This window comes from Streptomyces sp. NPDC002076 (assembly GCF_053593835.1).
Genome location: NZ_JBSFDI010000021.1, coordinates 47,914 through 67,549, shown reverse-complemented (window position 1 = coordinate 67,549; position 19,636 = coordinate 47,914). Strand labels below are relative to the sequence as shown.

The window sequence follows — 19,636 nt, the reverse complement described above, 5'->3', positions numbered from 1 at the left end:
GGACATGCCGTTGTCAGATCAGAACCGCTCTCATCGCCGCCGTCCGGCTACCGGCCGCGTGCTCGCCGCCGCCGTGGTCCTCGCAGCCGCTGGTGCTGCCGTACCCCTGGTCGCCCAGGCCGCCCACACGCCGAAGGCCCGCACGCCGACCCTGGCCGGTGCAGCGGCCGGCAGTGGCCGCTACTTCGGTACGGCGGTGTCCTCGGGCAGGCTCGGCGACTCGACGTACTCCACGATTCTCGACCGGGAATTCAACATGATCACCCCGGAGAACGAGATGAAGTGGGACACCACCGAACCCTCCCGCGGCACCTTCAACTTCGGCCCGGCCGACTCGATCGTCGGCCACGCCTCCGCGCACGGCCAGCGCATGCGCGGCCACACCCTGGTCTGGCACTCCCAACTGCCCGGCTGGGTCAAGTCCATCACCGACGCCAACACTCTGCGCAGCGTGATGGACAACCACATCACCACCGAGATGACCCACTACAAGGGCAAGATCTACGCCTGGGACGTGGTCAACGAGGCGTTCGCCGACGGCGGCAGCGGTCAGCACCGCAGCTCGGTCTTCCAGGACGTGCTGGGCAACGGCTTCATAGAGGAGGCGTTCCGCACGGCCCGGGCCGCCGACCCCTCGGCCAAGCTCTGCTACAACGACTACAACATCGAGAACTGGGCCGACGCCAAGACGCAGGGCGTCTACGCGATGGTCAAGGATTTCAAGTCGCGCGGTGTACCGATCGACTGCGTCGGCTTCCAGAGCCACTTCGGCGCAGGCGGCCCGCCGGCCAGCTACCAGACCACTCTGTCCAAGTTCGCCGCGCTCGGCGTGGACGTCCAGATCACCGAGCTCGACATCGCCCAGGCGTCGCCGAAGGCGTACGCAGGCGCCGTCCAGGCGTGCATGAACGTCGCCCGCTGCACGGGCATCACGGTGTGGGGCCTCCGCGACAGCGACTCCTGGCGCACCGGTGAGAACCCGCTGCTGTTCGACGCGGCCGGCAACAAGAAACCCGCCTACAACGCGGTGCTCACCGCCCTGGGCGGCAACAGTGACGGCACGCCGGGCGGGGGCATCACCTCCGGCACCGTCTACACGCTCTCCGACGTGGCCGCCGGACGCGTTCTCGACGAGCCCGCGGGATACAACGGCAATGGCACCCCGCTCCAGGTGTGGGACGCCAGTGGTGCCTCCAATCAGCAGTGGCGGGCCGGCCGGAACAGCGACGGCTCCTACACGCTGACCAACGTCGCCAGCGGCCGGGTACTGGAGGAGCCGGGCAACCAGACGGGCAACGGGACGAGGATGCAGGTCTGGGACTCGGGCGGCGGCGCCCACCAGCACTGGCGGGCCGACCGCAACAGCGACGGCTCCTACACACTGACCAACGTCGCCAGCGGCCGGGCACTGGAGATCCCCGGCGGTCGGATCGCCAACGGCACTCCCGTCCAGATCTGGGACTCGGGCGGCGGCGCCCACCAGCACTGGAACCTCAGGACTTCGACGCCCGCGCCGACGGGCGGCGCGTGTGCCCTTCCGTCGACGTACCGGTGGACGTCGACGGGTGCGTTGGCGCAGCCTGCGAACGGGTGGGACGCGGTGAAGGACTTCACCGACGTGGTGTACAACGGCCAGCACTTGGTCTACGCGTCGAGCGTGTCGGGATCGTCGTACGGCTCGATGATGTTCAAGCCCTTCACGAACTGGTCGGACATGGCGTCGGCCGGCCAGACCGGGATGCGCCAGTCCGCGGTGGCTCCCACGCTGTTCTACTTCGCACCCAAGAAGATCTGGGTGCTGGCATCCCAGTGGGGCGCGTCGCCCTTCGTCTACCGTACGTCGAGCGACCCCACCAACCCCGACGGCTGGTCCGCGCCGCAGCCGCTGTTCACCGGCAGCATCCCCAAGACTGAATCCCCCACCGGCCCGATCGACCAGACCCTGATCGCCGACGACCAGAACATGTACCTGTTCTTCGCCGGTGACAACGGCAAGATCTACCGGGCGAGCATGCCGATCGGGAACTTCCCGGGCAGCTTCGGCTCGTCGTACACGACGGTCATGAGCGACACGGTGAAGAACCTGTTCGAGGCGCCGCAGGTCTACAAGGTCCAGGGCCAGAACCAGTACCTCATGATCGTCGAAGCGCGGGGTGCGAATGAGCAGCGCTACTTCCGCTCGTTCACGGCCTCCAGCCTGAACGGTTCGTGGACCCCGCAGGCCGCCGGCGAGAGCAACCCCTTCGCGGGCAAGGCCAACAGCGGTGCCACCTGGACCAACGACATCAGCCACGGTGACCTGGTCCGCAACAACCCCGACCAGACCATGACCATCGACCCCTGCAACCTGCAGTTCCTCTACCAGGGCAAGTCCCCCACCGCGAGCGGCCCCTACGACCAACTGCCCTGGCGGCCGGGCGTCCTCACCCTCCAGCGCTGACCTGCCTGATCCACGGTGATCGCGATCGGGTGCGGTGCGCCGGCGCGTAGACGAGCGGTCTACGGCGTGAGTACCTCCACCCGCTGAGCCCGACGAAGATGACGAATGCGCCCCCATCTCTCCGATGGGGGCGCATTCGTCATCTTCGCTTACTTGAGCGCTGTACCGCCCGAGTTGTGATAGGGATCGTCTTGCGGATCAGGTTTCCGCCGTCGCTCTCGGCCGTGGTCTGTTCCTGCTGCCTTGGACCGAACAGCAGCCCGGCGACATGCGCGTTCGCCACCTGGTCCATGTGCGCGAAGAACCAGTCCACCTTGTCGTCCTTGTAATGGTTGAGAGTGTTGTTCTGCGCCATGTTGCCCACGGGGATCTGCCACAGGACCACCGGCTTGCCCACGGACTCGGCCATCGTCTTGTAGCGACCACCGCGGGCGCCGCCGTCGGCACGGCGGCCGCCGACGCGAGACGCCACCCCTGACGTGGGCGGGCTGGGGACATGTCTGTGCTCTCATTCAAGGGGCATGTCTGTGCTCTCTTTCAGCCGTGCATCTGACCGGACCACCTGGCCGGACAACACTGAGTGGCCCGAGAGGCCGAAAGGGTTGCCGCGACGATCCACAGAGTTTTTCCGCCCGGGGTCATGCAGACGAACACCCCCGGCAAGGAACCGGTGCTCGCCGCCGTGGCCGCTCAGCCGGTCGAGGGTGCAGTCGGCGAGGTCCGGACGCCGCTATGTCGTGGGCGAGTTCAAGGTCCAGTACCTGGTCGGCATCCTCAGCCGACCCGGTCTCGGCTCGGTGTGGTTGGTGGACTCCGCGCATCGGGTCATCGCGTCCAACAAGGGTTCGCGGCCTTCGGGTGTGTCTCCGACGGCCGGCTGCGGGCCCAACTGGGGGCCGTCCGCACAACCAAGGGCTCCGCTGAGCTGCTGCTCGGCTGGAGGAATCCGGCGGTCGCCGCAGTGGCGCCGTTCAACGACAAGCTGGGCGTCGCGAGCGCACTCGGCTGGAAGGTCGCCTCGATCAGGCCGGCGTTCTGGATCGGCCTGCCCGAGTACGAGGCACAGCGGCGGATCATGCTCGTCGGTCTGCTGGGGGTGACCACGGGCGCCCTCTGCCTCGGCTGGCTGTACCTCGTCGTCGTCCGTCCGCTGCGTGAAATCGCGCAGCGAGCCGAGGCGTTGGCAGCCCGGGACCGCAGAACGGTGCTCTACCCGCGCTATCGCGACGAGGTGGGATCCGTCGCCCGCAGCCTCGAATTGATTCAGACAGCGACTCCCCCGCACCGACGCACCGCCCGCGCCCGGTTTCCCGGACGGCGCGCCCACCCCCTCCACTTCCCCGTCCGGCCCCGGTCCCAGGAGCTGACCCGCCGTGCTCTTCCTGTACTGCGTCCTCGCGACGTACTGCGCCGGCCTGCTCGTCGCAGGCATCGTCGAACAGCGCCGCCATGACGCGAATCTCGCCGTCATACCCACTCGAGTGCTGGTCAACGGCATTCGCGGCAAGTCCTCGATCACCCGGCTGTGCGCGGGCGCGCTGCGCGGCAGCGGCCTGGTGACCGTCGCCAAGACCACGGGCACCGCGGCACGGTTCATCCACCCCGATGCCACCGAAGAGCCGGTCTACCGCAAGTTCGGCATCGCCAACGTCGTGGAGCAGATCGGCATCGTCCGGCGGGCCGCCGGCTACCGACCCGATGTGCTGGTCATGGAGTGCATGGCCGTCATGCCCGCACTCCAGGAGATCAACCAGTCCAAGCTGATCCGCTCCACCATCGGCGTGCTCTGCAACGTCCGCGAGGACCATCTCGCCGAGATGGGCCCGACGTTGGACGATGTGGCCCGGTCCCTGTGCCGGTCCATGCCGGAGGGCGGCGTCTGTGTCACCGCGGAGGAAGAGCGCTTCCCCATCCTCAAGGAGGAGGCAGACGCCCGGAACTGCCAGCTGATCTACGTCGACCCGGAGACCGTCACCGACGAGGAGCTGCGCGGCTTCAGCTGGTTCACCTTCAAGGAGAACGTCGTCATCGCACTCGCAGTCGCTGAACTGCTCGGCGTCGACCGCGCGACCGCGCTGAAGGGGTCCTTCGGGCTGTCCCCCGCCGTTCCGGCCGATACCAAACAGTTCTCCTTCCCTGACCAATGTGCTGATCACCCGATTCTTCACCGAGGACGGACTGGGGGAGATCCAGGACTTCATGCCGGTGAAGGCACGGCCGACGTCCTGGTGCCGGCCCCGGGCAACCGCGACCCCGTCTCCTCAGGATCGCACCAGGGATCTCGGTACCTTGATGCTCCGTGAGCGCAGCCATTCGCCGAGTGCTTTGGCCTGCGAATCCAGCCGCAGTGTCGAGGTCGCGCCGGTCCCGAGCAGTCCTCGAACGAGGAAGTTGACCGCGCCCAGGTGCGGGAGTTCGTAGCGTGAGATCTTCAGTTCGCGTGTTTCGGGAAGAAGGCGTCGCAGCTCGTCGATGGTGAGGGTGGACTTGAGCCAGTCCCATGCCTCACGGTCGCGTACCCAGACGCCGAGGTTCGCATCGCCGCCCTTGTCGCCGGAGCGGGCGTGCACGATCTCACCGAGAGGGGCGACGATGAGTTCGTCTGCCCGCGGTGCAGGCACCGGTTGCGCGAGCGCCGACTCGGCCCGCGGCGTCACCTCGCCACCGGCGTCGTCCAGGGTGCCAGGGGCGATGGTCTCCGTCGTGCCGTCGTGGTGATGGACCGTGTGATGGACCATCCGCTGGTCGAGCAGTGCAGGCCAGTAGACACCGAACGCGGACCCCGGTTGCGGAGGGCCGAGGGCGTACAGCCCGGGGTAGCTGGACAGGGCCAGCTCGACCACGCGCGACGAGAAGGCACGCCCGGCGGCCTGCTGCGTCCCCTGCACGGTGATCCTGAGCAGCTCGGTTCCCGCGTTCTGGGTGTCGGAATCGGGCTGAGCCTGCCCGATGCGCTCGACGGCGACCGCGTCGAGCCCACGGGCGGCCTGGGTGTAGCGCTGGACGAATCGCTCGACCAGGGCGGCCTTCGCGTCGAGGTCCGTGCCGGTGAGCGCGAGGATCGCGCTGTTCGTCCAGCCTCCCACCCCCGTGATCGCGACCTTTGTCGTCCTGGATGGAGCCGAGCCTCGCACACCGCGGATCTCGACGCGGTCCTCGCCGATATCCGTCAGCGTGGCGGTGTCCAGGTGGGCGGTCACGTCCGGGTTGAGATAGGCGGGTTCACCGATCTCGTAGAGCAGTTGGGCGGTGACCGTGTCGTGGGTGACCACGCCGCCGGTGCCCGGGTGCTTGGTGATCACCGAGGAGCCGTCCGCGGCGATCTCGGCGATCGGGAACCCCGGCTCCTCGAGGTCGGGGACGGTACGAAACCCGGAGAAGTTGCCGCCGGTCGCCTGAGGCCCGCATTCGATGACGTGTCCGGCGGCGACCGCGCCGGCCAGGGCATCGTGGTCGTCAGGAGTCCATCCCCACCACCAGGCGGCGGGACCGACGACCAGGGAGGCGTCGGTGACGCGGCCGGTGACGACGATGTCGGCGCCGTTGTGGAGGGCGCGCGCGATGCCGAATCCGCCCAGGTAGGCGTTGGCCGTCAGCGGCTGGTGCGGCCAGTCCGACAGCGGCTGACCGGTCGCCAGGTGGGGCAGGGTATGGCCCGCTTGGCGCAGACCGTCGAGGCTGCCGAAGACGTCGTCGCCTTCGATGTGAGAGACCCGCAGGTCGTGACCGTGGCGTGCGACCAGTTCACGGGTCGCGGCGGCCAGCCCGGCGGGGTTGAGACCTCCGGCGTTGACCACGAGCCTGATCCCGTTCGCGACAAGGTGCTCGAGCGCCGTGTCGAGGTGCTGCAGGAAGGTGGTCGCGTAGCCCTTCGTGCTGTCCTTGGCACGCGCCTTGCCGAGGATCAGCATCGTGACCTCGGCGAGGTAGTCACCGGTGAGGACGTCGATGCCGCCCGCTCGGGCCATGTCGGCCATGGCCGATGCACGGTCGCCGTAGAAGCCGGAGCAGTTCCCCACGCGGAGGGGACGCTGCCCCCGCCCTGATGCTGATGTCATGCCGACTCTTCCGGTGTAGAGGTACCAAGACCGCCGGTGTTCTCGCCCCCGGTCCTGCTGACCCGTACCGTCCCTTCGAACCCCACCTCACCGGAGGGGTGCTCCTCGGCCAGCTCGAGGATCATGCTGTCACCCTCGATCTGCGTCACCCGGGCGGTGTAGGTCAGGTTGGCGGGCGCATAGACGGGCTTGCGCAGGCGGTAGGCGACCTTCGCCACGCGCCACTTGGGGCCAAGAGCCTCGGTGACGCAGCGCAGGGCAAGCGCCGCCCGCAGATGGGAGTGCAGCACGACACTGCCGTGGCCCTCCTCGCGCGCGTAGCGGTCGTCGAAGTGGATGCGGTGCGGGTTCCAGGTGACCGCGCTGTAGCGGAACAACTGAAAGGGCGTGGCCGTGTGCTTGAGCCGCGGGAGCATGTCCCCGACCTGGAAGCTGATGGACACTACGACTCCTGCAAGGGGTTGCGCAGTACGACGGTGCGCCGGTTGCGATTGAGGACGGCACCCTCGGCGGACATGAACGTGTGAACGGTGGTGACGAACACGCAGGTGCCGGCGCGGGTCTGTTTGGGAGTGACCGCCTCGAGGGTGGTCTTGAGGATTACCTCCGTGCCCGCGGTCACGGGACTGACCAGCTCCATCTCCTCGCCGGCGCCCATCACGCGCAGCCCGAGGCCGCCGTCACCGAGGGGCGTGTCACCGTCGAGGGGAGTGCCGTCGGGCTGGAGCTGGGCCTCGGGGGTGCCGATCCCCCACTCCACGATCGCGGCGAGCATGTTCGGTGGCGCCACGACATCCGCGTACCCGGCCGAGCGTGCAGCCGCCGGGTCGTAGTAAATCGGGTCCGTGGCGCCGATGGTCAGTGCGTAGCGGCCGATGGTCACCGCATCCAGCGTGCCGAGGCTCCGGCGCGCAAGGACGGCACCGGTCCGCGGCTGGTTCTGGGCGTAGTACTCCGCCAGCGGAGTGCCGGGTTCAGGTGTGAACATGCCTGGGCTCCTCACCGTTGATCCGGGTGCCGGCTTCGCCGGCGGCATCCGCGTGGCCGGGAAGCTCCGCGAGAACCTCCCGTGTCGACCGGCCCAGCGGCGGGGCGGTCCGCAGGGGACCCACCGGCGAGTCGCTGAGCCTCAGGGGGCATCCTGGCACCGGTGCCCGGCCCCGGGCCGGGTGCTCGACGTACTGGATCATGCCGCGCTGGATCAGGTGCTCGTCGGAGTCGACCTCGCGGATCGACTTCACCGGCGCGCAGGGCACACCGGCGGCCTGAAGGTCCCGTACCAGCTCAGCACGCGTCCGGGTCCTGGTGCGGGAAGAGATCTGCTCGTCGACCGCGTCGATGTTGGCGACCCGGTCCTTCTGCGTGCGGAACCTGGGGTCGTCGATCAGCTCGGGCCGGCCCAGCACGGTTGCCACCCCGCGCCAGTGCCGCTCGGCGATGCAGATGATCGCCAGCCATCCGTCGCTGGTCTGGTAGATGTTGTACGGCGCGACCGCCATGCCCGTATGCCGGTTCCCGGTGCGCTCGGGAAGCTGCCGGTCGGGGTGGTTGTGCAGGCCGCCGAGGCTGGATGCCAGCATCGGGTAGATGGTGTCGTGCATCGAGACCTCGACGATCTGCCCCCGTCCCGTGCGCTCGCGCTGGAACAGGGCCGCACTGATCGCCCCGAACAGGTGGATGCCGCCGGAGAAGTCCACGAACGCGGCGCCGGCCTTGGTCGGCGGCCCGTCGGGCACTCCGGTGGCCGAGGCGCTTCCGGACATCGCCTGCACGGTGATGTCCATGGCCGACATATGGGCGTACGGGCCCGTGGACCCGTAGCCCTTGCCGGAGGCCACGACCAGACGCGGGTTGTGTTCCAGGAGCCGGTCCGGGCTGAGCCGGAGGCGCTCCATCGTGCCCGGCGCGTAGTTCTCGATGAGCACGTCGGCGGTCCCGACCAGGTCGAGGAGCGCCTGGCGACCGGCGTCGGTCTTCAGGTCGAGCACCACACTGCGCTTGTTGGAGTTGAGCATCACGAACTCGTGGGACTCGATGGGCTCGTGCGAGCGGAAGCGCAGTGGCTCACCGCCGGGTGGCTCGACCTTGATGACGTCGGCGCCCAGTTGTGCGAGCAGGAGCCCGCAGTAGGGGCCGTTGTATATCTGGCCCAGTTCCAGGACCCGGATGCCGTCGAACGCCGGTCGCATGGCTGCTCCCTCGCCGATCAGGACTTGTTCGGACCGGCGGCGCCGCCGTGAAGGTAGCCGACTGGTTCCATACCCTGCGTCGCCGCCCCGGTCTCGGTCAGGTGCTGGAGGGTCACCGAGTCCATGACCGAGTGGAAGGTGCCGTCCTCGTTGAAGCTGACCTGCGCACCCTCGATCCAGGCCAGGGCAACGGTGTCCTCGGTGTTGTCCTCGGGGCAGTAGAAGGTGTGCACCGAGCCGCCGGGCTCGTACAGGTAGGAGCCCGCGGTCTGGGGCTGGTCGGGGTACTCGTGGTACACCCAGCGGCCCTGGACCGTCCACACCTGAGCCGGACCGGTGTGGTAGTGGAGCGGCAGCTTGCAACCGGGTGCCAAGGTGGCAAGGAACACCCACTCGCCGCGCTCGGGGTCCAGGCGCAGCGTCTGGATGTGAATGCCGGGGCCGACGAGATCCTTGAGCAGCGGGATCTGGTCGATGTTGACGGTCAGAAGCTCACCCTGCGGCAGAGCGACCAACGGCAGCGGGACGCCGTCGCGGGTGGTGGCCACGGCGGGAGAGACGGGTGCGGTCATGTTTTCGAGCCTTTCCTTGTGAGGGCGTGGGGTATGGACAGTGCTGTCAGGTTTCGGCGGGAGCCGGACCATCGCCCTGTACCGGAACCGGCGCGACGATCGGCTCGGTGCGCCGGGAGAACAGATAGGAGGCGAGGCCCGCCGGCACGAACATCAGTACTCCGTAGAGAGCCGCGGGGACGGCCATCACCTCGTCGCCGATCACCGAGACGCTGACGATGATGGCCAGCGTGGAGTTGTGGAGGCCGATCTCCATCGCCGAGGCGATCGACTGGCGGCGGCTGACCCGGAAGAGACGAGTCACGGCGTAGCCGATCGTCAGGCTCAGCGTGCAGAGCAGCAGGTCGATTCCGCCGAGCCTGCCCATGTTCGCTGCGAAGACGTCGAAGGACTGCGCGAGGGCGCCAACGGTCGCCAGCGCCAGCACCAACGCCGAGGCGATCTTGACGGGTTGACGCATGGCGTCTGCCCAGGCGCTGAACCGATGACGGGTCCAGACCCCGATGGCGACCGGGACCAGCACGATGGCCAGCACCTGAACGAACTTCCCGAACTGCAGACCGATCGAGGCCTCAGCTCCCAGGAATCCCCACGTCGCCAGCGCGACGACGATCGGCAGCGTGAACGCGGCCAGCAGGGAGTTGATCGCGGTCAGCGTGACGTTCAGCGCGACATCACCACCGGCGAGATGGCTGAACAGGTTTGCCGTGATGCCGCCCGGGGCGGCCACCAGGAGCATCACGCCCACCGCCAGCGCGCCCTGCAGATGAAACGCGAGAACCAGACCGGAACAGACCGCGGGGAGCACGACGATCTGGCAGGTCAACGCCACGGCCGCAGCCTTCGGGTACTTCAGTACCCGGGCGAAGTCGGCGACCGTCAATGTGAGACCCAGGCCGAACATCACCAACCCGAGAATGAGCGGCAGAAGCATTGTGAACATGAGTGACGCCATGGGTGACTCCTAGCTCGGGATCGGCGAACTCGGGGGCGGTCCAGGCGGGACGGTCGGGTCACTCCAGGCAGACGTTCGCCCGTTCCAGGACCCGGACGCCGTCCAATGCCGGCCATCCCCCTCGCGATCAGGAGTTGTTGACGCCGACGGCGCCGCCGCGGATATAGGGGACCGGTCCGGTGCCCTGCGCCGTCGACACGGTCTCGGTCCGGTGCTGAGCGGAAACGGCGTCCATGATCGAGTGGAAGGTGCCGTCCTCGTTGAAGTTGACTGCCGCGCCCTCGATCCAGGCCAGGGCGATGGTGTCCTCGGTGTTGTCCTCGGGGCAGTAGAAGGTGTGCACCGAGCCGCCGGGCTCGTACAGGTAGGAGCCCGCGGTCTGCGGCTGGTCGGGGTACTCGCTGTACAGCCAGCGGCCCTGGATCGTCCACACCTGAACCGGGCCGGTGTGGTAGTGCAGGGGCAGCTTGGCCCCGGGCGACAGGATGCCCAGGACGACCCACTCACCGCGCTCGGGGTCCAGGCGCAGCGGCTGGATGGAAACGCCAGGGGCGATGGCGTCCTTGAGAAGCGGGATCTGGTCGATGTTGACGGTCAGGAGCTCACCTTGCGGCAGGGCGACCAGCGGCAGCGGGGCACCGCTGCCGGTGGCGGCCACGCCGGGAGAGACGGATGCGGTCATGTTTCGGGCCTTTCGGTGCGAGTGCTGATCTTCCGGGACATGCGATCGTACGTATTTACGTACGCCAAGCCGTATTTCCGGATGGCAGGGACGCTAAGGTGATCCACGTCTCTCTGACAAGACGTGTGCACGGACTTTTCTCGGGAGGGCGGTGCTAACATCAGCCCATGCCCGTCCGCCCGCATCGCACGGTCGACCGAGTGATCGGGATCCTCGAAGCCGTCGCCCTGAGCCCGCGGGGCGTGACGCTGGCTGAGCTGGCAGCCACCTTGGACGCGGCGAAGAGCTCCGTTCAGGAGCTGACCAACGGCCTTCTCGCTCGCGGCTATCTCATCGAGGACGACCGCCGGTTCCACCTCGGACCAGGGCCCTTCATCCTCGCCGCACGCGCGAACAAGCTGGCCGCCCTTTCACTCGATCACAACTTCCTGGCCGAGTTGAGCAAGGCCCTCGGCTGCACCGTCCTCGCCGGGGTGCGCGTCGGGGACGCCCTCGTCTACACCGACCACGCCGGTCAGGAGTCACCGGGCCTGACCTTCGTCGCGCGCACCCACGCCCGCCGCCCCCTCTACACGACCGCTGCCGGTAAGACGCTGCTCGCCCATGTCCCCGACGAGGAGATGTACCGGCTCCTGGAGCTGGCCAGTGCGGAGCAGGCAGGAGAGGTCCGGCAGTTCCTCGCCGAGCTCCCCGAGATCCGCTCCCGCGGACTCGCCTTCAACCGCGGAGTCACGTTCAAGGACGCCTTTGCCGTGGCCACGCCCCTGTTGGCATCCGACGGCAGTCCGATAGCGGCTATCAGTGCAGCCGTCGACCCCGCAGACGCGGATCGTCTGGACGATGTCGGCGAAGAGCTGAAGAAGACGGTCGCCGCTCTCGGCCCCCAGTACGGGATCAACCGCGCCTGATCCCCTGCGCCGGCGAGCGGCTGGCCGTCGCCCTCCGGCGACGTCCGTTGCGTCGGCTCCGGCGTACGCCTCAACAGGCCATCACCAGGAGGAGGGCGGTGTCATCTGCACGATCGCCTGACGGCTGGGCGTGGGCGACAAGTGTGTCGGCGACCAGGTCCAGCGGGCCGGTGGCTTCGGAGAGGACTGCCGCCAAGTTGGTGAGGGCGGTGTCGTGGTCGGTGCCGGGGCTCTCGATGAGTCCGTCGGTATAGAGGACCAACAGGGTGCCCGGCGGCAGCGGGATGTCGGCGGTGGGGTACTCCGCCACGGGGTCGACCCCGAGCAGTGGGCCTGGGGGTGCTGCCAGGACATCGGTGTGCCGGTCGGGGTGACGCAGCAGGGGCGGGCAGTGACCGGCCGTGGCCAACTGGGCGGTGTGGTGGACCGGATCGATGTGCGCGTACAGACAGCTGGCACCACTTCGCACGGGCGGGCCCACTCGACCGAGCCGAGCCTCAGCTCCGGACCAAGCGCAGCGCCGGTCGGCCTCGCGCCCTGACCGGCGCACTCTTTTTCGACTTCGGGATCATCGAGCATGTCGCGCGACGCATCCGGATCCCGAGCTGAACGCACGCCCGATCGCGCAGGTGATCACCGCCACGGACTGAAGGTCGAACCTCGGCATCACCATCAGTACCGATACGCAGATGAGGGCCGCGATCTTAAAGGTCGCGGCCCTCATCTGCGCATCGTCTGTGATTGTGTCCGAGGGGCGAGTTGACCGCTGACGATACGGTCCTGGTGGCGCAAGGGGGGCTCTGGCCACAGGATCTCCCGAAGGGCCCCACTCCCCTCTCCCTGAGGCCAGGGCCTGACTCACTCACCAGTCGGCCGGAATGACGCGTTTATCGGCCCCATTTCTACGACTCCTATCGACCCCATCAGGGCATCGCGAACGGTCGCTCGCTGCACCCGTTGCCCACACCGATCGCCGATCTTGGCGGGACGACTCGTCTCGACATACGCCGGCACCATCACGCACCGCACCTGATGCGTCGCGGTGCGAGCGGAACAACCGTCGAGAACGGGCTGGGCGGAACCTTGAGGCCTTGACGGCGGCACCCTTCGACGATGTGCGCGACCACATCGGTCTTGCCCGTACCGGGCGGGCCCCACAGAAACGTCACCTCGCTGGCGAGGGCCTGCGACACCGCGAGACGTTGACGTGAATTCAACTGTTTGGAGGGCCAGTTGGCGATCCACTGCGCCGGATCGGGCTCCCGCCCCACCCGGGGACTGCCGAGTCCGACCATCCACCCCGCGCTCTCCAGACGTACAGGGTGGTTCGCCTCGCCGATGGTCGACAGACGTTCCACAAGGACTCTCCACGTCAAGGAGTCGTCCGCGCGCAGTTGCACCGGCCCCGGGCTCTGCCCAAAGTCGGCACTGGTGAGGACCCGGACCTTGTTCTCGGGCAGTCGGGTAACTTCTGCCTGGGTCCAGACTCCCCGCGATCTCGAGGGGCGCACCAACAATGGCCTGCCATCGAGGACTTGAGGCCAGCGTGTGAATCGGAACTCGTATTCGTGCTGACCTCGCGCCGTCGACAGTCTTCGACCACCGTTCAGAGAGGCCTTCGGCGCGTTTCCGCCGTCGCTGCGCAGTTCCGCATCGATCTCGATACGCGCTGCTCTCAGCAACTCGCCCACCGGGCTCGGATGCCCCTCGTGCGGCATAGATGATCCCCCGATCCCCCTGGGCGGCCGGGCAGCCTGCCTCGGCGAGAGACTACGACTGGGGCGTCGACCATATGACATATTCGGCCACCCCATTTGCAGACCCCGGGCGGGGATGGTATCGGTCAACAGAGAGAACTCCTCTCACCAAGGCTCCGCACCACGAACGTCATGTGCTGGATGTTGCCCACCTGATTCCACCTGGAGTGGTTGCCCGTGGGGACGGATCCGTGAGCCCGGTCGCGCAGCCACCGCTCACCCGCACCCGCCTCAGGACCGCGAAAGTCCGCGAGTCGGGCGAGGCATCGGGCGGCCTCCCGATTGGCGTCGTCGTACTGCCTCCCGTACGGCACCTTGTCCCCGTAGCGCAGTCGAGGAAGGTATACGCGCCCGCTGTGCCGGATCTCGTGCCAGGTCTCCCAGTCCGTACGCGGGGCCTCGTACGGGACGCCCTCCCGGAAGTCGTCCGGCGGTTCGGGGAAGTCGCCCGCCAGTACGGTCACGGCGCGCCAGAGGCGAGTGGAACCAGTGCGTCAAGGGCACGCAATGGCTCCTTGGCGGCGTCAGGCCGGTCGGTCAGGACGGTGCCGAGGTCGAGGAACAGGTCGGCGCGGTGGCCCGCGGGCAGCCGGTCGAGCAGCGCGTCGACGTCCGCGGCCGCGGGGTCGCTCCACTCACCGGGGAGCCGTACGCGGATACCCGAGCCGCTCTCATGCCGTCGAGCCACGGCGAGAGCGAGGGACTGCTGTCCGCCGGGGCGTCCGGGGCCGGTGACGGGGCACAGGTTGCGGTGATCCCACCACTCAGAGGACGTTCTGAGCTGCTTTGCCCGATTCGGCTATTGGTCCGGGTCAGGAGGACTGGTGGGCTGGGGAGTCCGGGTGGGGCCGCATCAGTAGCAGGTCCTCGCCCCAGGCGACGAACGCCGCGAAATCCAGCGTCACGCCAGGTCCTTGCGCATCAGCGTGCACATCGTCTCGCACCGCTGGAGCGAGCCGTCCTCGGCCTCCACGTCCCAGGAGTCGAGCTCGCGGCCGAAGGCCTGGCAGCCCAGGCGTTCGTAGAGGGCGCGGGCGCGCGGGTTGCTCTCCTCGACGCCGAGTTCGGCGCGGGTCAGGCCCCGGGCGCCGATCCACTGCTCGGCGGAGCGGATCAGCAGCGTGCCGATCCGGCAGGACTGCAGGGCCGGGTGGACACCGAGTTGCCAGAGCGTGCCGGCGCCGGGCGTGACCGTGTAGTCGATGCCGCCGACCGCCACCGGGAGCCCGACCGGCGTGCACACCTGCTCGGCGCGGTGGAGGGAACGACCCTGCTGATCGACGGAGCGGCAGGCGGCGTCGGGAGCATCGCCGTACAACTGGCGGTGGCGCGCGGGGCCCGCCGTCATCGGAACGGCCCGCCCCGAGAGCCAGGCGTTCGTCTCCGGTCTCGGCGCGGCACCTGTCAGCTACGGTCCGGGCCTGGTCGCGCGGCTGCGTGCGCTCGGCGTCGCGTGGGTAGACCTGGCACTCGACGTCGCCGGAGCGGGCTCGCTGGATGAACTCGTCACCATCACCGGCGCGGCGGCGACAGTGGTGAGGTGATCGGCGAGTGTCGGCACGGCAGTACCGACACCCGCCGGGCCCTGGTTCGGACGGCATCCCACCCAGTGGGGCCGGTAAGTTCTCAGCGCTTGCCGTGGGCTTCGACCGAGAGCGGCTCCCAGCTGCGCCAGGTCTCCAGCCGCGTCCGGTACTCGGCGGTCGCGGTGGCGAGTGGTCCGTCACCGAGGAAGACCCGCAGCGGCGGCTCGGCCTCGTCGACGAGCCGGAGCACGGCGGCCCGGGTGGCAGCCGGGTGGCCGAGCGTCCCGTGGCGCCGCCGCCTGGCCTGCTGAACGTGCGTCAGGAGCTCGGTGTACGCCGGGTGGGGCGTCGCGGTGCGCACGGACGGGCCGCCGAAGTCGGTGGCGTACGCGGCGGGTTCGATCAGCGTGACCTTGATGCCGAACAGTGCGACTTCCTGAGCCAGCGACTGGCTGAGGCCTTCCAGGGCCCATTTCGAGGCGGCGTACATGCCGGTGTTGGGGAAGGCGCAGACGCCGCTGATCGAGCTGACCTGCAGGATGTGTCCCGAGCCCTGCGCGCGCAGGAGGGGCAGCGCGGCCTGCGTGACCCAGAGGGCGCCGAACAGGTTGGTGTCCAGCTGGTCGCGGGCTTCGGACTCGCTGATTTCCTCGATCATGCCGAACTGCCCGTAGCCGGCGTTGTTGACGACGACGTCGAGCCGGCCGAAGTGCTCGTGCGCCGCCCGCACGGCCGCGGAAGCGGCGGCGCGGTCGATGACGTCGAGCCGCTGCGGGAGGACCAGGTCGCCGTACGCCGCGGCGAGGTGGGCGAGTGCGGCGGTGTCCCGGGCCGTCGCGGCCACCCGGTCGCCGCGTTCGAGGGCGGCGGTCGCCCACTCGCGCCCGACGCCCCTTGCGGCGCCGGTGATGAACCAGATCTTGCTCATGCGTGCTCCAGTTACAGGTGGTGTGCCGGCTCGGGCAGGCCTGCGCCGGTGTCTGGCGGCGCGGATGAATGGCGGCGGTGGGCGGGGCCGGCCGGCTTCGGCGTGTCAGGCGACATCCGCCATGTGCGCGGCCTCGGCCGCCCGTACGACGTCCGCCGACGCCTGGGTGCGCGCCGTCCACTGGCCGTGGGCCCACATCAGCAGGCCGGCCAGCGGCAGCACCGTCCCGAAGGTACAGACGCCGGACCATCCGTAGGCGGTGTGCAGTGCGCCGGCGACGGCGGAGGAGGTGGCGCCGCCGGCGAAGACGGTAGTCATGAAGACGGTGTTGATCCGGGCTCGGGCATCGGCGCGCAGGGCGTAGATCTCGGCCTGGCTCAGCACCTGGTGGCACTGCACGGCGAAGTCCAGCAGCACCGCGGCAACGGCGAGCAGCGGCACGCTGCCGTGCCCGAGCGCGGCGAGCACGAACGCGCACGAGGCGAGCAGCAGTGCGACGCCGCTGGCGGTTCGGCCGTGCCCACGATCGGCGATCCGCCCGGCGACCGGCGCGGCGGCAGCACCGCCGGCACCGACCAGCGCGAACAGGGCGATCTGGACCTGGCCGAAGTGGTGCTCGTCGATGAGCTCGTAGGCGATGGTCGTCCAGAACGTGGTGAACGCGCCGAACATCGTCGCCTGGCACAGGGCCCGGCGACGTAGCACGGGCTCGCTGCGCACCAGCCCGCCCAGGCTGGCCAACAGCGCGACGTAGCCGGCCGCGTGGTCCGGCGCGCGCTGCGGCAGCAGCCGGCGCAGTACGACGGCGAGGGCGAGCATCACGACCGCGGAGATCACGTAGATCGCACGCCAACCGAGCAGGTCAGCGACCAGGCTCGACACCGTCCGCGCGAGCAGGATGCCGGTCAGCAGACCGCTCATGACCCGGCCGACGACCTTGCCACGCTGGTCGGCTGGGGCCAGGTGAGCCGCCAACGGCACGAGGACCTGCGCGACCACGGACGTGGTCCCCACCAGCACCGAGACGGCGAGGAACATCCCGAACACCGGGCTCGCTGCGGCGAGCAGCAGCGCGGTCGCCGTCACGAGCAGCGTCCGCGTCGCGAGCCTGCGGTTCTCGACCAGGTCGCCGAGCGGCAGCACGAACAGCAGGCCGAGGGCGTACCCGGTCTGGGTCAGTGTCACCACGGTCGTGGCCGCGCCCTGGCTGACGTCGAAGGAGCGGGCGACGAGGTCGAGCAGCGGCTGCGCGTAGTAGAGGTTGGCGACGGTCAGCCCGCAGGCCACCGCCAGTACCAGGGTCAGTGCGGGATTCATCCGCCGCGGTGCGGCCTTCTCGGGCACACCCACCAACTGACGCATATCTGTTCACCTTCCGGACGTTGTTCCGGAAGCAACGCTAGGAAGGCGGCGGCCGACGAAGAAGGGTGTGTTGCACCCCCTCCCAGCCAGGGTGCGACACACCCAGGCTCTCCCCCTGAAGTCGGCGGTACCGTTGCGGGTATGACGAGGGCTAACGAGCTCGGCAACTTCCTGCGCGCCCGTCGCGACCTGGTCTCGCCGGAGCGGGCGGGCCTGCCGTCGCACACCTCCCGCCGGGTCAAGGGCCTGCGACGGGAGGAGGTCGCGCTGCTCGCCGGGGTCAGCACCGACTACTACACCCGCCTCGAGCAGGGCCGCGAACGGCATCCCTCGGAGCAGGTGCTCGGTGCCGTCGCCCGCGCCCTGCACCTCGACGACGACGCCGCCGCGCACCTGTTCCGGCTGGCCCAGCCCGCGCCGCGAACCGCCGCCGGCCCGGTGACCACCGTCAGCCCCGAGCTGCGGCGGCTGATGGACCACTTCCTGGACCTGCCGGCCTGCATCGTCGGCCCGGCACTGGACATCCTGGCCGCCAACCACTCCGCCGGGCAGCTCTTCAGCGGCTTCGCCCGGATGGACAACCAGCTGCGAATGCTGTTCCTCGACCCGGCCGGCCGCCGGTTCTACCGGGACTGGGACCGTGCCGCCCGCAGCCTGGTCAGCAGCCTACGCGCGCAGGCTGCCCCCTTTCCTGATGACCCGCGCGTCGCCCAGGTCATCGGTGAACTCTCGTTGCGCAGTCCGGCCTTCGCCGAGCTGTGGGCCCGGTACGACGTCCGGCCGTGCACCAGCGACGACAAACCGCTGTGGCACCCGCAGGTCGGCGAGATGTACCTGCACTACGAGGCGTTCACCGTCGCCAGCGCCCCCGGCCAGCGACTGCTGGTCTACTCGGCTGAACCCGGCACCCCCAGCGCCGACGCCCTCGTCCTGCTGCGCACTCTCGCCGACGACCCCCGCCCCGGCCGGCCCGCACGAGCGGCAGCCAAGGCATCCACCGCGCGCACAACCTGATGACGGGGGGGAAGGCTCCTCGCCTGAACTGCGGCCGGTCGGCCCGGAGCCCCCGGTCGCCATCGATCCCCGGGGCTGACGCATCGGGTGGTCCTCCGGCTCAGTCGTCGCTCCCCGGAGAGAACGCCGCAGCAACGTCAGCGTTACCCGCCGAGGCCGGCCGCCCTCGGCACGTCCGGTCACCCGGACAGCAGCCGGTGAAGACACCGGCCCTCGTCCGGGAGTCCCAGGGGGTGAGAACACCGAACAATGCGACGACGGATCTCGGCGCGATGGTCGGCCGTTCGGCTGCGCGGCCTTCCAACCGCGGTAGTGGAGATCGATTGCGTCGGTGATGGAGGCGTGGCTGGGGCGCCAGCCGAGCACGCGGCGTACCTTGGCGCTGGTGACGAGCTCGTCTTGGTCGGCGGCCGTCTGCATCATGCCGCCGTCCTCTACGGGGGCCAGGGCGATCTCGCCGGCGTGGCCGGCGGCGCGGACGGCCGCGGTCTGGACGTCCAGGGCGCGCAGGCGCTGCTCGTTGGCGATGATCGGCGTCGGTGAGGTAGGTGATCAGGACGCCGATCGTCCAGTCGTCGAGGTCGGTCGGGAAGCCCTGGTCGTGCCAGTGTGGCCTGTCCTGATCTCCGGCACATGGGCGATGACTGTCCGCTTGGGCGTGGGATCTTTTGACGCCGCTGCCGTCCGGGCGTGGTTCTCCCAGGACGCGAGCAGTTGGTCGACGGCGGCGCGGGCCTGGGCGTAGCCCTTGCGGTCGGGTCGGATGCCGTGGGTGGGACATCCGTGTCCTCGACAACGGCCGGGGCATCCCGCCGCAGGACCGGCAGCGGGTGATGGAGATGTTCACCCGCCTGCACCGCGACGTCGAGGGCTCCGGCTTGGGACTGGCCACCTGCCCGCGCATCGCCACCGCCCACGGCGGCGCCCTGCGTCTGGAGGAGACCCCCCGGGGGCGGCACCACCGCCGTCTTCCACCTGCCCACCAAGGCCGACACCGACCCGCGCGACGGATGGCACGAAACGCAAGCCCCGCCCCTGAGATGACCGCGCGCCGTCCCGCGGGAAAGGAACGCCCTCCATGGCCTCCCCACGCTTGCCCGCACATCTCGCGGACCAGGCAGCCGAGGCGGTCCGAACACTCAACGGCTCCTTGATCATGACGAACGGGATGCAGCCGGCCGACATCTAGGACACGATCGTGGCCCTTGAGCGGGTGGCTTTCGCCCTGCCGCAGGCCGCATCGCA

Annotated in this window: 21 protein-coding genes and 1 pseudogene; 7 read left to right on the top strand and 15 right to left on the bottom strand. The window is 69.2% G+C overall.

Going from position 1 to position 19,636, the window contains the following annotated elements:
* The first annotated feature begins 4 nt into the window (after positions 1-4).
* Positions 5-2,440, top strand: a complete 2,436-nt coding sequence (locus tag ACWCQS_RS34765) for a non-reducing end alpha-L-arabinofuranosidase family hydrolase (protein WP_451008145.1) — start codon at positions 5-7, stop codon at positions 2,438-2,440.
* A gap of 139 nt (positions 2,441-2,579) precedes the next feature.
* On the opposite strand, the gene ACWCQS_RS34760 is transcribed toward ACWCQS_RS34765, so the two are convergent.
* Positions 2,580-2,912 carry a hypothetical protein gene (locus ACWCQS_RS34760; protein ID WP_451008144.1) on the bottom strand — a complete coding sequence of 111 codons (333 nt, stop codon included), beginning with the start codon at positions 2,910-2,912 and terminating at the stop codon, positions 2,580-2,582.
* Between the two features lie 327 nt (positions 2,913-3,239).
* Between ACWCQS_RS34760 and ACWCQS_RS34755 the strand changes: the two genes are divergently transcribed.
* Together ACWCQS_RS34755 and pgsB are read left to right on the top strand one after the other, a co-directional pair.
* Positions 3,240-3,893, top strand: a complete 654-nt coding sequence (locus ACWCQS_RS34755; RefSeq protein ID WP_451008143.1) for a HAMP domain-containing protein — start codon at positions 3,240-3,242, stop codon at positions 3,891-3,893.
* A pseudogene (gene pgsB, locus ACWCQS_RS34750) lies at positions 3,814-4,648 on the top strand (poly-gamma-glutamate synthase PgsB); the annotation flags it as partial. The gene ACWCQS_RS34755 and the pseudogene pgsB, both read left to right, overlap by 80 nt.
* A gap of 53 nt (positions 4,649-4,701) precedes the next feature.
* Here pgsB and ACWCQS_RS34745 read toward each other — a convergent pair.
* From ACWCQS_RS34745 to ACWCQS_RS34715, 7 genes are all read right to left on the bottom strand, one after another.
* Complete coding sequence (locus ACWCQS_RS34745; RefSeq protein ID WP_451008142.1) at positions 4,702-6,459, bottom strand: acyclic terpene utilization AtuA family protein; 1,758 nt, start codon at positions 6,457-6,459, stop codon at positions 4,702-4,704.
* A 35-nt stretch (positions 6,460-6,494) separates the two neighbouring features.
* Entirely contained in the window at positions 6,495-6,941 is a 447-nt protein-coding gene (locus ACWCQS_RS34740; protein ID WP_451008141.1) for a MaoC/PaaZ C-terminal domain-containing protein, read from the bottom strand.
* A complete protein-coding gene (locus tag ACWCQS_RS34735; RefSeq protein WP_451008140.1) occupies positions 6,941-7,486 on the bottom strand; it encodes an FAS1-like dehydratase domain-containing protein in 546 nt (181 codons plus the stop codon). Before ACWCQS_RS34735 ends, ACWCQS_RS34740 begins: the two co-directional genes overlap by 1 nt.
* Complete coding sequence (locus tag ACWCQS_RS34730; protein WP_451008139.1) at positions 7,473-8,687, bottom strand: CaiB/BaiF CoA transferase family protein; 1,215 nt, start codon at positions 8,685-8,687, stop codon at positions 7,473-7,475. Before ACWCQS_RS34730 ends, ACWCQS_RS34735 begins: the two co-directional genes overlap by 14 nt.
* Positions 8,688-8,704: 17 nt before the next feature.
* Positions 8,705-9,259, bottom strand: a complete 555-nt coding sequence (locus tag ACWCQS_RS34725; protein WP_451008138.1) for a 2,4'-dihydroxyacetophenone dioxygenase family protein — start codon at positions 9,257-9,259, stop codon at positions 8,705-8,707.
* A gap of 46 nt (positions 9,260-9,305) precedes the next feature.
* Positions 9,306-10,193: a bile acid:sodium symporter family protein gene (locus ACWCQS_RS34720; RefSeq protein ID WP_451008137.1), complete on the bottom strand. Its 888-nt coding sequence runs from the start codon at positions 10,191-10,193 to the stop codon at positions 9,306-9,308.
* A gap of 148 nt (positions 10,194-10,341) precedes the next feature.
* Positions 10,342-10,896: a 2,4'-dihydroxyacetophenone dioxygenase family protein gene (locus ACWCQS_RS34715; RefSeq protein WP_451008136.1), complete on the bottom strand. Its 555-nt coding sequence runs from the start codon at positions 10,894-10,896 to the stop codon at positions 10,342-10,344.
* A gap of 167 nt (positions 10,897-11,063) precedes the next feature.
* On the opposite strand from ACWCQS_RS34715, the gene ACWCQS_RS34710 reads away from it, so the two are divergent.
* On the top strand, positions 11,064-11,804 hold the full coding sequence (locus tag ACWCQS_RS34710) for an IclR family transcriptional regulator (RefSeq protein ID WP_451008135.1): 741 nt from the start codon (positions 11,064-11,066) through the stop codon (positions 11,802-11,804).
* Between the two features lie 70 nt (positions 11,805-11,874).
* Here ACWCQS_RS34710 and ACWCQS_RS34705 read toward each other — a convergent pair whose 3' ends face one another.
* From ACWCQS_RS34705 to ACWCQS_RS34675, 7 genes are all read right to left on the bottom strand, one after another.
* The gene (locus tag ACWCQS_RS34705) at positions 11,875-12,273 is read right to left on the bottom strand and encodes a PP2C family protein-serine/threonine phosphatase (protein ID WP_451008134.1); all 399 of its coding nucleotides are present in this window, start codon (positions 12,271-12,273) and stop codon (positions 11,875-11,877) included.
* 547 nt (positions 12,274-12,820) lie between these two features.
* Positions 12,821-13,162, bottom strand: a complete 342-nt coding sequence (locus tag ACWCQS_RS34700) for an AAA family ATPase (RefSeq protein ID WP_451008133.1) — start codon at positions 13,160-13,162, stop codon at positions 12,821-12,823.
* Between the two features lie 485 nt (positions 13,163-13,647).
* Entirely contained in the window at positions 13,648-14,025 is a 378-nt protein-coding gene (locus ACWCQS_RS34695) for a beta family protein (protein ID WP_451008132.1), read from the bottom strand.
* A complete protein-coding gene (locus tag ACWCQS_RS34690; RefSeq protein ID WP_451008131.1) occupies positions 14,022-14,249 on the bottom strand; it encodes a hypothetical protein in 228 nt (75 codons plus the stop codon). Before ACWCQS_RS34690 ends, ACWCQS_RS34695 begins: the two co-directional genes overlap by 4 nt.
* A 213-nt stretch (positions 14,250-14,462) precedes the next feature.
* Positions 14,463-14,909, bottom strand: a complete 447-nt coding sequence (locus ACWCQS_RS34685) for a GNAT family N-acetyltransferase (RefSeq protein ID WP_451008130.1) — start codon at positions 14,907-14,909, stop codon at positions 14,463-14,465.
* A gap of 278 nt (positions 14,910-15,187) precedes the next feature.
* Entirely contained in the window at positions 15,188-16,015 is an 828-nt protein-coding gene (locus ACWCQS_RS34680) for an SDR family NAD(P)-dependent oxidoreductase (RefSeq protein ID WP_451008129.1), read from the bottom strand.
* 105 nt (positions 16,016-16,120) lie between these two features.
* Positions 16,121-17,377 (bottom strand): MFS transporter, encoded by a 1,257-nt coding sequence (locus ACWCQS_RS34675; protein WP_451008128.1) that lies wholly within the window; start codon positions 17,375-17,377, stop codon positions 16,121-16,123.
* Positions 17,378-17,518: 141 nt separating this feature from the next.
* On the opposite strand from ACWCQS_RS34675, the gene ACWCQS_RS34670 reads away from it, so the two are divergent.
* The 3 genes from ACWCQS_RS34670 to ACWCQS_RS34660 all read left to right on the top strand — a co-directional run bounded on the left by ACWCQS_RS34670 (position 17,519) and on the right by ACWCQS_RS34660 (position 19,545).
* Positions 17,519-18,391: a helix-turn-helix domain-containing protein gene (locus ACWCQS_RS34670; protein WP_451008127.1), complete on the top strand. Its 873-nt coding sequence runs from the start codon at positions 17,519-17,521 to the stop codon at positions 18,389-18,391.
* Positions 18,392-18,733: 342 nt separating this feature from the next.
* A complete protein-coding gene (locus ACWCQS_RS34665; RefSeq protein ID WP_451008126.1) occupies positions 18,734-18,934 on the top strand; it encodes a hypothetical protein in 201 nt (66 codons plus the stop codon).
* 125 nt (positions 18,935-19,059) lie between these two features.
* Positions 19,060-19,545 carry an ATP-binding protein gene (locus tag ACWCQS_RS34660; RefSeq protein WP_451008125.1) on the top strand — a complete coding sequence of 162 codons (486 nt, stop codon included), beginning with the start codon at positions 19,060-19,062 and terminating at the stop codon, positions 19,543-19,545.
* The last annotated feature ends 91 nt before the right edge of the window (positions 19,546-19,636 follow it).

Bases quoted from the DNA above. Each gene is read 5' to 3' on its own strand.
- ACWCQS_RS34765 (WP_451008145.1), top strand. From the start codon at position 5: ATGCCGTTGTCAGATCAGAACCGCTCTCATCGCCGCCGTCCGGCTACC.
- ACWCQS_RS34735 (WP_451008140.1), bottom strand. From the start codon at position 7,486: ATGTTCACACCTGAACCCGGCACTCCGCTGGCGGAGTACTACGCCCAG.
- ACWCQS_RS34730 (WP_451008139.1), bottom strand. From the start codon at position 8,687: ATGCGACCGGCGTTCGACGGCATCCGGGTCCTGGAACTGGGCCAGATA.
- ACWCQS_RS34725 (WP_451008138.1), bottom strand. From the start codon at position 9,259: ATGACCGCACCCGTCTCTCCCGCCGTGGCCACCACCCGCGACGGCGTC.
- ACWCQS_RS34720 (WP_451008137.1), bottom strand. From the start codon at position 10,193: ATGCTTCTGCCGCTCATTCTCGGGTTGGTGATGTTCGGCCTGGGTCTC.
- ACWCQS_RS34715 (WP_451008136.1), bottom strand. From the start codon at position 10,896: ATGACCGCATCCGTCTCTCCCGGCGTGGCCGCCACCGGCAGCGGTGCC.
- ACWCQS_RS34710 (WP_451008135.1), top strand. From the start codon at position 11,064: ATGCCCGTCCGCCCGCATCGCACGGTCGACCGAGTGATCGGGATCCTC.
- ACWCQS_RS34685 (WP_451008130.1), bottom strand. From the start codon at position 14,909: ATGACGGCGGGCCCCGCGCGCCACCGCCAGTTGTACGGCGATGCTCCC.
- ACWCQS_RS34680 (WP_451008129.1), bottom strand. From the start codon at position 16,015: ATGAGCAAGATCTGGTTCATCACCGGCGCCGCAAGGGGCGTCGGGCGC.
- ACWCQS_RS34675 (WP_451008128.1), bottom strand. From the start codon at position 17,377: ATGCGTCAGTTGGTGGGTGTGCCCGAGAAGGCCGCACCGCGGCGGATG.
- ACWCQS_RS34670 (WP_451008127.1), top strand. From the start codon at position 17,519: ATGACGAGGGCTAACGAGCTCGGCAACTTCCTGCGCGCCCGTCGCGAC.